We start from the raw sequence: 13,584 nt of genomic DNA, 5'->3' as shown, positions 1-13,584 counted from the left end.
CCGGTTGCGGGTGCCGTCGGGCAACACCCGCGGCAGCAGAAAGCACGACAGCCCGCCCGGTGCCTGCGCGAGCACCAAGAAGATGTCGCACATCGGCGCCGAGGTGAACCACTTGTGACCGGTCAGGCGGTAGGAGCCGTCAGCGTTCGGGATCGCCTGGGTGGTGCCGGCGCGCACATCGGAGCCACCCTGCTTCTCCGTCATCGACATGCCCGCGGTGATACCCGGCTTGGTGGTGGCCAGCCGGAGCTCGGGGTCGTATTCGCGGCTGGTCAGCAGCGGCTCGTACACCCTGGCCAGCTCGGGGTTGAAGCGCAGCGCGGGAACGACGGCGTACGTCATCGAGATCGGGCAGACGTGGCCCGGCTCGACCGTCCACACCGACGTCTTGGCGGCGCGGACCACGTGCGCGCCCGGCCGCTCGTCGGCCCAGGGCGCGGCGTGCATGCCGTGGGCGATCGCCGCGCGCATCAGTTCGTGGTAGGCGGGGTCGTACTCGACCTCGTCGATGCGGTGGCCGTTGCGGTCGTGGGTGTGCAGGACGGGCCGATTGCGGTCGGCGAGCTCGCCCCACCGCTGCGCCTGCTGGGTGGCCGACAGCGCCCCAACCTCATTCACCTCCTCCAGGCCCCACTGGCCGCCCTCGCGGATCAGGGCCTCGATGAGCACCGCGGAACTGGCGGGGTTGTGGTTCTCCAGGGGCGGGACCTGGTTGGTGACGACATGCGTATCCGACATGCCACCAATGTTACATTGTCCCGACAGCTGCACAAGAGGTGTAACAGCGGGTTAGTCCTTGACGTTCTCCCGCAGGAAGGCGATGTCGTCCTTGCGGCCCTCGTCCGCGGTTTCGCAGATCACCGGTGCGCCGGCGGCCTCGACCACCGCGACGAGCAGCTGCGGGTCGATCTGGCCGGTGCCGAAGTTGGCGTGCCGGTCGGCACCGGAGCCGGCCGCGTCCCTCGAGTCGTTGCAGTGCACCAGGTCGATGCGTCCGGTCAGCGACTTGATCCGGTCGACCGCGTCGATCAGGGCCTCCCCGGCGGCCCAGGCGTGGCAGGTGTCCAGGCAGAAGCCAATTCCCTTGTCGCCGATGTGATCCCACAGCCGGCCGATGGTGTCGAAATAGCGGGCCATCGCGTGGTCGCCGCCGGCGGTGTTCTCCAGGTACACCTGCACGTCTGATTCCAGGTAGTCCAGCGCTTTGACCCACCGCTGGAAGCCGGCTTCCATGTCGTCGTCGTCGGCGTGGCCGCCATGCACGATGACCGCCGTCGCGTCGATCTGCGCGGCCGCGTCGCAGGTGTCCTGCAGGATCTTGCGCGACGGGATCCGGATGCGGTTGTTCGCCGACGCGACGTTGATGAGGTACGGCGCATGGACGTACAGCGGGACGGTCGACGCTTTGAGCGCCTCGGCGTCCTCGCGGGGCTTGGGTTTTTTCCAGCTCTGCGGGTTGCCGAGGAAGAACTGCACGACGTCGGCTCCGTCGGCCTGCGCGGCGGCCAGCGGGTCGTCGTTGCGGACGTGTGAACCGATGAGCACGGGGACAGTCTAGTGAGGGGTAGTGACGCGAGCGATCCACCAGCACATGCACTAGCGCGCTGTGCCGATGAGCTCGATGGGACACCGATCGCCTGGGTGACTTTCGCCTCGCGCACACGCGAATAGAATTTTTCCATGCCGCTGCTGCGTGTCGATACCGCTGGCGTCCAGGCGATGGCCGCCCGATGGGCGGCGTCGGTCGGCGAGCTGGCTGGGACGGAGGTCCCCCCGGCATGGATCGGCTTCTCGTGTCAGGCCAGCGCCGCGGCAGTTAACGCCGCGCATATTGAGGTCACGGAGTTCACCGCGGCACTGGCCGCCCGGGTCGGCGCCCATGCAGCCCACATCGGCGAGGCCGACGCGGGCTACGTAGCCAATGAAGCCGATGCGGCGAACGCGTTAGCCTCGGTGGCTCCTCGGGTGACCGGCGTGTAGCGATGTCGGCGGGTGCTGGGATCCCGAGCCTCTCTCAGCTGGTGGCGTGGCCCAACGGGTATCTCACGGAGGCGGCCGACCACTGGGAATTGGTGGGCGCGCGCAGCTACGGAGTGGCTAACCGAGCGTGGCGCGACGCGTTGGCGGCGGATTGGCACGGAAATGGCGCCGAGGCGCTGCGCACGGCCGCCCATGCCGACATGCTGGCTACCAGCGGGGTGGCCGACCAACTGCAGGCGGCGGCCAAGATGGCTCGCAGCGGCGCTTCAGACCTTCAAGCGGCACGGTCGCGGGTGCGCTACGCGGTGCTGGACGCCAACGCGGCAGGGTTCGACGTCGATGACGACATGGCGGTCATCGACCGCTCCACTGGGGGATCGGCGGCCGAACGCGCCGCACGACAAGCCCAAGCGCAGGCACTAGCCGCCGACATTCGCCGACGAGCCGCACAACTGGTCGCCCTCGATCAACAAGTCGCCGGCAAGATCACCGCGGCCGTGGCGGGCATCCGTGACATCTTTCCGCAAGGTTCCGCGCCGCAGACGGCACCGCGAAAGCCCGAGATCCACAGCGTCGACAACCACACCTTCAAGCAGGACCCGGCGCCGCCCGCAGATCCTGGGGCGGATCCGCCATGGAAAGACCTGCCACCACCACAGAATTGGGATGACGTCCGAAAGATTTTGCAACAACTTCCACCGGGCAAGAACGACCCACATCGAGAGTTGGACACACCGGAAGAGATTCGGAAATTCTTCGAGTGGTTGAGTAAAGGCGCCGTCGGCGACTTACCCAATTCGGGTGGGTTCCCGCGTATGAAACTTCCGGATGGCACGGAGGTCAAGCTGCGTCCGGACAGCACCTCCGGGGGGCCGACTATCGAAGCAGTCCCTCCGGGCAAAACCAAGGGACCCAAAGTTCACTTGCCGTTGGCGCCAGTTGTAGACGATCCGCCGGTCCTTCCAGACATTGATCAACATCCAATTCCGGAGCCGCAGCCGCCGCTCTCGGGGCATCCGCCACCGCCGACGCTGCCACCGACGCAGATCCCCCATCCGGCCGACCTCCCGCCGTGGTTGCAGGACCCGTCCCCGCCGGGATTCACCGTTAGCCCGGTGCAACAACCGCCCGCGTTCGGCTGGGACCAGCCGGATGCGCCGGGGTCACCGGCGCCCCATCCGGCGCCGCCGCCCGGCGGGCCGTCGTGGTTACCACAGGTCGGCCACGATCTCAGTGAGGGAGGCAAAGCAGTGTTCGGCTGGGTAATGGTTGGCGGGATTCTTGTATGGACGATTCTTTCCGGCGGTGGGCAGACCGGTGAGGCGGCTGTGCCGTGAGCGTCTCATCCACCGGGCCGATGCGAGATCCTCTTCCGCCGTCGCTCGTAGATACCCTCATTGAGGACGAGTACATCGACGACGTGGTCGGTCTGCCCGGGGTTCAGGTACCTGAGTGGCTGAAACTATTAGGCATACCCCCTGGTTGGGAACTGCGTCCACTGCCCGACGATGCAAATCTGCCGTGGGCGCGCATCGCCGTGACCGGACCCCGTGGCGGCGGCGAGTGGGACGCTGCCGACACCATAAGCGTCTTCGGCTATACCGGCCGACCCTTCTTCTCGGACGTATTCCACAACGCGGACCGGATGCTGCGCGGTATGAATGCCACCGATATCGCCGTCAAGGCACTGCCCGTCCCGCCGATCCAGTGGACGGCCGCTGTGCGCAGCAGCGGCATCGCCCACCTCGGCGACCACAGCGTGTGGATCCAACAAAGCAACTATGTCGCGGGTTCTGAACAATTGCGCGCGGGCCGACTATTCGTGCACTCCCTGTACGTCGATACCGCATGCCGCGACCGGCTATCTGGCGACATCAGCGTGCTCAGCGACGGCGTGTACCAAGGATTCCTTGCCGGACTCGCCGCCGGGCAGCCCACCAGCTAGTCATCGCTGGCGACAACCAGTGCGACACTGCCGGCGCGGCGATCGATCAACACAAACTCCTGAAAACCGCTGTCGGAGCCCACGGATGAGCCCCAATCATGTTCAGCGGTGTCCCGCAGATCGGCGAGCTGGTAGCGGGCGGTCGCGCCACGAATGCGCGGGTAAAGCTCGCTTTCCATTTCGTCGCGACGGGCCGTGGGTAAGGGCGCTTGGTATTCGGCCCACGTGCGCAGCAACGCTTCGGCGTCCTCCGCAGAGACCGCGGAAAAGGCCTCGGGAGTGATGGCGTTCAACCAGTAAGGCCCGTGAATCGTTTTGGCGTCCTGGAAATTTCGCGTCGCATAGCTGTCGCGATAACGCAAATGTTGGATCAACAACGCCAGGATGTCGCGGTCGTTCGCATCGGCGGGAAATGTGAACAATTTAATGACCACCCATTGCCGACTCGTCCGGAAGTTGATGAACACCTCACCCCGATACGCCAACACCTCCTCCGCCGGTGCAGCACCCGTCGCCACGCCAGCTGGCTCGTCCATCGCTTCTCACCTCCGTCGCCTAGAAGCACACGCGAAATGTCGCCGGGAAGCAAGCCACCCGCCGGTGTGCGCTGGCCGCGCGCTGGACGTCGAACGTGCGGCTCGGCCACTCTCGTGACGCAACGAAAAAGCCCCGGGGCGAACCCCGGGGCTTTTTCGTTGTCGACTAGCGGTAGTCGCTGTAGCCGTAGTCGTCCAGCGGCACCGCGGCACCGGTGGCCTGGCCGAAGTCCGGGCTGTAGTACTGATCCTCGTAGGACGGGATCGTGTACGCGGCGGCCCGAGCCTCCTCGGTCGGCTGCACCTGGATGTTGCGGTACCGGTTGATACCGGTACCGGCCGGGATCAGCTTTCCGATGATCACGTTCTCCTTCAGACCGTTGAGCTTGTCGCTGCGGCAGTTGATCGCCGCATCGGTCAGCACTCGCGTGGTCTCCTGGAACGACGCCGCGGACAGCCACGAGTCGGTGGCCAGCGACGCCTTCGTGATACCCATCAGCACCGGACGCCCGGCCGCGGGCTCGCCGCCCTCGGCCACCACGCGGCGGTTCTCCGCCTCGAACTCCGCACGGTCGATCAGCGAGCCGGGCAGGAACTCCGTCGAGCCCGAGTCGATGATGGTGACGCGGCGCAGCATCTGGCGAACGATCACCTCGATGTGCTTGTCGTGGATCGACACACCCTGAGCGCGGTAGACCTCCTGGACCTCACGGACCAGGTGGATCTGCACCTCGCGGGGGCCCTGCACGCGCAGCACCTCGTGCGGGTCGGCCGAGCCTTCCATCAGCTGCTGACCCACCTCGACGTGGTCGCCGTCGGAGAGCACCCGCTCGGAACCGTCCTCGTGCTTGAACACCCGCAGCCGCTGCCGCTTGGACAGCTTGTCGTACACGACCTCTTCGCTGCCGTCGTCGGGAACGATGGTGATCTTGTAGAAGCGCTCACCGTCCTCGAGACGGACCCGCCCGGTGACGTCGGCGATCGGCGCCTTGCCGCGCGGGATGCGCGCCTCGAACAGCTCCTGCACCCGGGGCAGACCGCCGGTGATGTCCTCACCGACACCACCCTGGTGGAAGGTACGCATGGTCAGCTGGGTACCGGGCTCACCGATGGATTGCGCCGCGACGATACCGACTGCCTCGCCGATGTCGACCAGCTTGCCGGTGGCCATGGACCGCCCGTAGCAGGTGGCACACACGCCGGTTCCGGTGGTACACGTCAGCACCGAGCGCACCTTGACCGACGTGATGCCCGCGGCCAGCAGGGCGTCGATCTCCGGGTCACCCAGGTCCTCGCCACGCGGCACGACGACGTTGCCGGCCTCGTCGACCGCGTCGGCGCCCAAAGTCCGTGCGTACGCCGAGGTTTCGATGTACGGGTCACGGATCACGGTGCCGTCGGGCTGGCGCTCGGCCAGCTCGACGAGGATGCCCCGCTCGGTCTCGCAGTCGTGCTCGCGGACGATGACGTCCTGGCTCACGTCCACCAGACGACGGGTCAGGTACCCGGAGTCGGCGGTACGCAACGCGGTGTCCGCCAAGCCCTTTCGAGCACCGTGGGTGTTGATGAAGTACTCCAGCACGGTCAGGCCCTCACGGAACGAGGACTTGACCGGACGCGGGATGAACTCACCCTTCGGGTTGGTCACCAGACCCTTCATGCCGGCCAGCGTTCGCGTCTGGGTGAAGTTACCCGTGGCGCCCGAGTCGACGATCGTGATGATCGGGTTGTCGGCCGGGTAGTGCTCACGCAGCGCCTGACCGACCTCGTCGGTGGCTTCCTTCCAGATCTCCACCAGCGCCTCGTTGCGCTCGTCGTGGTTCAAAGCACCACGCTGGAACTGCTTTTCGACCTTCTCGGCGCGCTCCTCGTACTGGTCGAGGATTTCCTTCTTGCGCGGCGGGACGAGCACGTCGGCCATCGAGACCGTGACACCGCTGCGGGTCGCCCAGTAGAAACCGGCGTCCTTGAGCTTGTCCACGGTCTGCGCGACCACGATCATCGGGTAGCGCTCGGCCAGATCGTTGATGATCGACGCCTGCACCTTCTTGTGCATCTGCTTGTTCACGAACGGATAGCCCACCGGCAGCAGCTCGTTGAACAGCACCCGGCCCAGGGTGGTCTCGGCCAACCAGGCATCGCCGGGCTGCCAGCCGTTCGCGCCGAACAGCTCGGCCTCGATCTCGGCCGGCGGACGCAACTGGGTCAGCCGCACCTTGATCTTGGCCCGCACCGACAGCACGCCACGGTCCGACGCCATGATCGCCTCGGCCGGCGAGGCGTACACCCCGACCTCGGGCTCATCCTTGGCGGCTGCCTTATATTCGCCCTTGTCCCCGTCGACTTCGGTGGTCAGGTAGTACAGACCGGTCACCATGTCCAGACGCGGCATGGCCAGCGGTCGGCCCGACGCGGGCGACAGGATGTTGTTACTCGACAGCATCAAGATGCGTGCCTCGGCCTGCGCCTCGGCGGACAGCGGCAGGTGCACCGCCATCTGGTCACCGTCGAAGTCCGCGTTGAACGCCTCACACACCAGCGGGTGCAGCTGAATTGCCTTGCCTTCCACCAGCATCGGCTCGAAGGCCTGGATACCCAGCCGGTGCAGGGTGGGCGCGCGGTTCAGCAGCACCGGGTGCTCGGCGATGACCTCTTCGAGGACATCCCACACCTGGGGACGCTGGCGCTCCACCATGCGCTTGGCGCTCTTGATGTTCTGCGCGTGGTTCAGGTCGACCAGTCGCTTCATCACGAACGGCTTGAACAGCTCCAGCGCCATCAGCTTGGGCAGACCGCACTGGTGCAGCTTGAGCTGCGGGCCGACCACGATGACCGAACGGCCCGAGTAGTCGACGCGCTTACCGAGCAGGTTCTGGCGGAACCGGCCCTGCTTACCCTTGAGCAGATCCGACAGCGACTTCAGCGGGCGGTTACCCGGCCCGGTGACCGGGCGGCCGCGGCGGCCGTTGTCGAACAGCGCGTCCACGGACTCCTGCAACATCCGCTTCTCGTTGTTGACGATGATCTCGGGGGCACCGAGGTCGATCAGCCTCTTGAGCCGGTTGTTCCGGTTGATCACCCGGCGGTACAGGTCGTTGAGGTCCGACGTGGCGAACCGGCCACCGTCGAGCTGCACCATCGGGCGCAGCTCCGGCGGGATCACCGGGACGGCGTCGAGCACCATGCCCATCGGGGAGTTGCCCGACTGCTGGAACGCGGCGACCACCTTGAGCCGCTTGAGGGCGCGAAGCTTCTTCTGCCCCTTGCCGTTCCGGATGACGTCACGCAGGATCTCGGCCTCGGCGTCGATGTCGAAGTTCTCGATCAGCTTCTGGATCGACTCCGCGCCCATGGCGCCGGTGAAGTACTCACCGAAGCGGTCGATCAGCTCGCGGTAGAGGTTCTCGTCGACGATCAGCTGCTTGGGGGCCAGCTTGGTGAAGGTCGTCCAGATCTCCTCGAGCCGGTCCAGCTCGCGCTGAGCACGGTCGCGCAGCTGACGCATCTCGCGCTCGCCGCCGTCGCGAACCTTGCGGCGTGCGTCGGCTTTCGCGCCCTCGGCCTCCAGCTCGGCCAGGTCGGCCTCGAGCTTCTGGGCGCGGGCCTCCAGGTCGGCGTCGCGCTGGTCCTCAATGGCCTTGCGCTCCACCAGCATTTCGGCCTCGAGGGTCGAGAGCTCGTTGTGGCGCATCTCCTCGTCGACCGAGGTGATGACGTAGGCGGCGAAGTAGATGATCTTCTCGAGATCCTTGGGCGCCAGGTCGAGCAGGTACCCCAGCCGCGACGGCACGCCCTTGAAGTACCAGATGTGCGTGACGGGAGCGGCCAGCTCGATGTGACCCATCCGCTCGCGACGCACCTTGGCGCGGGTCACCTCGACGCCGCAGCGCTCACAGATGATGCCCTTGAACCGGACCCGCTTGTACTTGCCGCAGTAGCACTCCCAGTCGCGAGTCGGTCCGAAGATCTTCTCGCAGAACAGGCCGTCCTTCTCCGGCTTCAGCGTGCGGTAGTTGATCGTCTCCGGCTTCTTGACCTCGCCGTAAGACCATTGCCTGATGTCCTCCGCGGTGGCCAGGCCGATACGGAGTTCATCGAAGAAGTTGACGTCGAGCACGTAACTCCCTTTCCCCTTGCGGGTTTAGTAACTGAAAAAACGCTTTGCGTGGGGTCAAGCTAGGCGAGATCCTCGACGGACGCGGATTCGTTGCGGGACAGGTTGATTCCCAGGTTCGCCGCTGCCCGCTCGAGGTCTTCGTCCTCGCCTTCGCGCAACTCGATCGCCGCACCGTCGGAGGAGAGCACCTCGACGTTGAGGCAGAGCGACTGCAGCTCCTTGAGCAACACCTTGAAGGACTCGGGGATACCCGGCTCCGGGATGTTCTCGCCCTTGACGATCGCCTCGTACACCTTGACCCGGCCGACGGTGTCGTCGGACTTGATGGTCAACAGCTCCTGCAGCGTGTACGCCGCGCCGTAGGCCTGCATGGCCCAGCACTCCATCTCACCGAAGCGCTGACCACCGAACTGCGCCTTACCACCCAGCGGCTGCTGCGTGATCATCGAGTACGGACCGGTGGAGCGGGCGTGGATCTTGTCGTCCACCAGGTGGTGCAGCTTCATGATGTACATGTAGCCAACGGTCACCGGGTACGGGAACGGCTCGCCGCTGCGGCCGTCGAACAGCACCGCCTTGCCGTCGCCGTCGACCATGACCTCGCCGTCGCGGTTGGGCAGCGTGCAGGACAGCATGCCCTGCAGCTCCTCCTCCTTGGCGCCGTCGAACACCGGCGTCGACACGATCTGGTCCGGCTGCGCGTGCCGCAGGTCCTCCGGCAGGTTCGCCGCCCAGTCGGGCGTGCCCTCGATGTTCCAGCCGGACTTGGCCACCCACCCGAGGTGGGTCTCCAAGATCTGGCCGATGTTCATCCGTCGCGGCACACCGTGGGTGTTCAAGATGATGTCGACCGGCGTGCCGTCCGGCAGGAACGGCATGTCCTCCTGCGGCAGGATCTTGCCGATGACGCCCTTGTTGCCGTGGCGTCCGGCGAGCTTGTCGCCGTCGGAGATCTTGCGCTTCTGGGCCACGTAGACGCGCACCAGCTCGTTGACACCGGCCGGCAGCTCGTCGTCGTCCTCGCGGGAGAACACCCGGATGCCGATGACCTTGCCGGACTCGCCGTGCGGCACCTTCAGTGAGGTGTCGCGGACCTCGCGGGCCTTCTCGCCGAAGATCGCGCGCAGCAGCCGCTCCTCCGGGGTCAGCTCGGTCTCACCCTTCGGGGTGACCTTGCCGACCAGGATGTCGCCGTCGCGGACCTCGGCACCGATGCGCACGATGCCGCGCTCGTCCAGGTCGGCCAGCACCTCGTCGGAGACGTTCGGGATGTCCCGGGTGATCTCCTCGGCGCCCAGCTTGGTGTCGCGGGCGTCGATCTCGTGCTCCTCGATGTGGATCGAGGTGAGCACGTCCTCCTCAACCAGGCGGTTGGACAGGATGATCGCGTCCTCGTAGTTGTGGCCTTCCCACGGCATGATCGCCACGAGCAGGTTCTTGCCGAGCGCCATCTCGCCGTTCTCGGTGCACGGACCGTCGGCGATGACCTGACCGGCCTCCACCCGCTCACCGGCGTCGACGATCGGCGACTGGTTGGCGCAGGTGCCGTGGTTGGACCGCTCGAACTTGCGCATCCGGTAGGTGTGCCGGGTGCCGTCGTCGGCCATCACGGTGATGTAGTCGGCGGAGACCTCCTCGATCACGCCGGCCTTGTCGGCCACCACCACGTCGCCGGCGTCGATCGCCGCACGCAACTCCATGCCGGTGCCCACCAGCGGCGCCTCGCTGCGCACCAGCGGAACCGCCTGGCGCTGCATGTTGGCACCCATCAGGGCGCGGTTGGCGTCGTCGTGCTCGAGGAACGGGATCATGGCCGTGGCCACCGACACCATCTGGCGCGGCGACACGTCCATGTAGTCCACCTCGGAGGACGGGACGTATTCGACCTCGCCCGCCTTGCGGCGGACCAGGACGCGCGACTCCTCGAAGCGGCCCTTGTCGTCGATCGGCGAGTTGGCCTGCGCCACGACGTGGCGGTCCTCCTCGTCGGCGGTCAGGTAGTGGATCTCGTCGGAGACCACACCGTCGACCACCTTGCGGTACGGCGTCTCGATGAAGCCGAACGGGTTGACCCGGGCGTACACCGACAGCGAGCCGATCAGACCGATGTTCGGACCCTCCGGGGTCTCGATCGGGCACATGCGGCCGTAGTGCGACGGGTGGACGTCACGGACCTCCAGGCCGGCGCGCTCACGGGACAGACCGCCGGGGCCCAGCGCCGAGAGACGACGCTTGTGGGTCAGCCCGGACAGCGGGTTGTTCTGGTCCATGAACTGCGACAACTGGCTGGTGCCGAAGAACTCCTTGATCGCGGCGACGACCGGCCGGATGTTGATCAGGGTCTGCGGCGTGATGGCCTCGACGTCCTGGGTGGTCATCCGCTCGCGCACGACGCGCTCCATCCGGGACATGCCGACCCGGATCTGGTTCTGGATCAGCTCGCCGACCGTGCGCAACCGCCGGTTGCCGAAGTGGTCGATGTCGTCGGTCTCCACCGGCACCTCGGTGCCGCCGGGGACAGTCATGACCGCGGGCTGGCCATCCGTACGGGCGTGGTGCAGGCGCACCAGGTACTCGATGGTGGCGACGACGTCTTCCTCGGTCAGCGTCGAGCTCGTGATCGGCTCGCCCACGTTCAGGCCGAGCTTCTTGTTGACCTTGTAACGGCCGACGCGGGCCAGGTCGTAGCGCTTCTCCTTGAAGAACAGGTTCTCCAGCAGGGTCTGCGCGGACTCCTTGGTCGGCGGCTCGCCCGGACGCAGCTTGCGGTAGATGTCCAGCAGCGCCTCGTCGGTGCCGGCGGTGTTGTCCTTCTCCAGCGTCGACATCATGATCTCGGAGAAGCCGAACCGCTCGGTGATCTGCTCGTTGGTCCAGCCCAGCGCCTTGAGCAGCACGGTGACGGGCTGGCGGCGCTTGCGGTCGATGCGCACGCCGACGGTGTCGCGCTTGTCGACGTCGAACTCCAGCCAGGCGCCCCGGCTGGGGATCACCTTGACGCTGTGCAGCAGCTTCTCGGTGGACTTGTCGATCGTCTCGTCGAAGTACACACCGGGCGAGCGGACCAGCTGGCTGACCACGACACGCTCGGTGCCGTTGATGATGAAGGTGCCCTTCTCGGTCATCATCGGGAAGTCACCCATGAACACCGTCTGGCTCTTGATCTCGCCGGTGTTGTTGTTGATGAACTCGGCCGTGACGAACAGCGGGGCCGCGTACGTCATGTCCTTGTCTTTGCACTCGTCGACCGGCGCCTTGACCTCGTCGAAACGCGGGTCGGAGAACGACAGCGACATCGAGCCGGAAAAGTCCTCGATCGGCGAGAGCTCGTAGAGCACCTCTTCCAGGCCGCCCACCGGAGTGACGTCGCCGCGGGCGGCGGCGGCCTCGCGCCACCGCGGCGCGCCGATCAACCACTCGAAGGAGTCGATCTGCACGTCAAGCAGGCCGGGAACCTCGAGCGGTTCGCGGAGCTTGGCGAAGGAAACTCGGTTGGGCGCTCCGGGCACGGAGCCGTTTGAGGAACTTCCGTTAGAGGAACTTTGTGGGCGATCCGTCTTGCTCTGGCGGAAATCTGCCAAGATGCATCCTTCCAGCACCTCGTGCGACTCACGAAGGCCGGGACCACCGGCCAGCTCGCCGCGAATTGTGTCGGTTCGGCCGGCGAACGAACTGTCCGGATCTCACGCGCAACTAGAACTAAGCCACGTAAGGGGGCTCAGGCTTAGACCACGGTGTCAGGTGGCGGGTGAGGTGGGCAGGAGGTAGCCAGCGCAACGTCCAACAATAGCGCAGGACCGCGCATTCCTCAACTTCCCAGCGTTAGCAGTCCAGGGACATCGGCGCTGGCTGGCGATCTCGACTTCCCTTGGGCCATTCCGGTACATGCTGCCCAACAGACTGGCCCGTTTACGGCCCGTCGTCAAGAGGGCGGGCCGGGAGTGTTACGCGGAGTTATCGCGAACCGCCGGACGTCGCTGCCTACTCGCCGACCTCGTGTGCGCGGTACTTGTGGGTGCCTTCCATGTCGTCGATGATCGCGGCTTGGGCCTTCTGCGGCAGGGTGTGCAGGATCTCACGCACCCGCGCCTGGCGGCGGGCGACGGCCTTGCGCTCCGGCATGCCCGGCGAGGCGACGATCTGCGGGGGCACGCCCTCGATCTCCTCGACACCGCCGGCATGCTGGCCGGCGTCCAGGGCGGCCTGCTCTTCGGCCATCGTCGCCTCGTCCTTCTCCTCGGACATGCCGATCGGTCCGATCCGGCGACCGTTGAGGAACTGCCGCACGACGGGCTCGTCGCTGGTCAGCAGCACCTCGCGCGGGCCGAACATGACCAGCTTGCGGCGGAACAGCATGCCCATGTTGTCCGGCACCGTGCGGGCGATGTTGATGTTGTGGGTAACGATCAGCACCGTGGCGTCGATCTGGGCGTTGATGTCGAGGATCAACTGGCTCAGGTAGGCGGTACGGACCGGGTCCAGACCGGAGTCGGGCTCGTCGCAGAGGATGATCTGCGGGTCCATCACCAGGGCGCGGGCCAGGCTGGCGCGCTTGCGCATACCACCGGAGATCTCTCCGGGGAACTTCTTCTCGTCGCCGCCGAGACCGACCAGGGTCAGCTTCTCCATGACGATGTCACGGATCTCGCCTTCCTTCTTCTTGGTGTGCTCGCGCAGCGGGAAAGCCGCGTTGTCGAACAGGTTCATCGATCCGAACAGGGCGCCGTCCTGGAACATCACACCGAACAGCGTGCGGATCTCGTAGAGCTCCTTGGCCGTACATTGCAGGATGTCCGTGCCGTCGATGACGACCGAGCCGCGCTCGGGCCGCAACAAACCGATCAAGGACTTCAGGAACACGGATTTGCCGGTACCCGACGGCCCCAGCAGGACGCTGACCTCCCCGGCGGGGATTTCCAACGTCACGTCTTCCCAAATCCTCGAGGAGCCGAAGGACTTCGTCAGTCCATTCACCTCGATAGCGACGCCCATGGGGAATCCTTCCG

Annotated in this window: 9 protein-coding genes; 3 read left to right on the top strand and 6 right to left on the bottom strand. The window is 66.1% G+C overall.

Going from position 1 to position 13,584, the window contains the following annotated elements:
* On the bottom strand, positions 1–738 hold a 738-nt coding region (locus A5646_RS17880; protein ID WP_197505229.1), incomplete at its 3' end, for an acyl-CoA dehydrogenase family protein.
* 51 nt (positions 739–789) lie between these two features.
* Positions 790–1,545: a deoxyribonuclease IV gene (locus tag A5646_RS17875; protein WP_066869279.1), complete on the bottom strand. Its 756-nt coding sequence runs from the start codon at positions 1,543–1,545 to the stop codon at positions 790–792.
* Between the two features lie 135 nt (positions 1,546–1,680).
* Here A5646_RS17875 and A5646_RS17870 point away from each other — a divergent pair, with 135 nt between their 5' ends.
* From A5646_RS17870 to A5646_RS17860, 3 genes are all read left to right on the top strand, one after another.
* Positions 1,681–1,980, top strand: a complete 300-nt coding sequence (locus A5646_RS17870) for a hypothetical protein (RefSeq protein WP_066878536.1) — start codon at positions 1,681–1,683, stop codon at positions 1,978–1,980.
* Positions 1,981–2,273: 293 nt separating this feature from the next.
* Positions 2,274–3,317, top strand: coding sequence for a hypothetical protein (locus A5646_RS17865; protein WP_156765637.1), 1,044 nt, complete (start codon positions 2,274–2,276; stop codon positions 3,315–3,317).
* The gene (locus tag A5646_RS17860; protein WP_156752925.1) at positions 3,314–3,925 is read left to right on the top strand and encodes a hypothetical protein; all 612 of its coding nucleotides are present in this window, start codon (positions 3,314–3,316) and stop codon (positions 3,923–3,925) included. Before A5646_RS17865 ends, A5646_RS17860 begins: the two co-directional genes overlap by 4 nt.
* Here A5646_RS17860 and A5646_RS17855 read toward each other — a convergent pair.
* From A5646_RS17855 to A5646_RS17840, 4 genes are all read right to left on the bottom strand, one after another.
* Positions 3,922–4,461, bottom strand: coding sequence for a hypothetical protein (locus tag A5646_RS17855; protein ID WP_156765636.1), 540 nt, complete (start codon positions 4,459–4,461; stop codon positions 3,922–3,924). The genes A5646_RS17860 and A5646_RS17855 overlap by 4 nt on opposite strands.
* A 166-nt stretch (positions 4,462–4,627) precedes the next feature.
* The gene (locus tag A5646_RS17850) at positions 4,628–8,578 is read right to left on the bottom strand and encodes a DNA-directed RNA polymerase subunit beta' (protein ID WP_066869269.1); all 3,951 of its coding nucleotides are present in this window, start codon (positions 8,576–8,578) and stop codon (positions 4,628–4,630) included.
* A gap of 59 nt (positions 8,579–8,637) precedes the next feature.
* Complete coding sequence (locus A5646_RS17845; protein WP_156749086.1) at positions 8,638–12,159, bottom strand: DNA-directed RNA polymerase subunit beta; 3,522 nt, start codon at positions 12,157–12,159, stop codon at positions 8,638–8,640.
* Positions 12,160–12,559: 400 nt separating this feature from the next.
* On the bottom strand, positions 12,560–13,570 hold the full coding sequence (locus A5646_RS17840) for an ABC transporter ATP-binding protein (protein ID WP_066869263.1): 1,011 nt from the start codon (positions 13,568–13,570) through the stop codon (positions 12,560–12,562).
* Positions 13,571–13,584: the final 14 nt, after the last annotated feature.

The organism is Mycobacterium sp. 1245499.0 (genome assembly GCF_001673615.1).
GTDB lineage: Bacteria > Actinomycetota > Actinomycetes > Mycobacteriales > Mycobacteriaceae > Mycobacterium > Mycobacterium europaeum_A.
The sequence above is the reverse complement of the archived record's forward strand: the minus strand, read 5'-3'. Positions and strand labels throughout refer to the sequence as shown.

Coding starts and splice junctions, on each gene's coding strand:
- A5646_RS17870 (WP_066878536.1), top strand. CDS start 1,681: ATGCCGCTGCTGCGTGTCGATACCGCTGGCGTCCAGGCGATGGCCGCC.
- A5646_RS17855 (WP_156765636.1), bottom strand. CDS start 4,461: ATGGACGAGCCAGCTGGCGTGGCGACGGGTGCTGCACCGGCGGAGGAG.
- A5646_RS17840 (WP_066869263.1), bottom strand. CDS start 13,570: ATGGGCGTCGCTATCGAGGTGAATGGACTGACGAAGTCCTTCGGCTCC.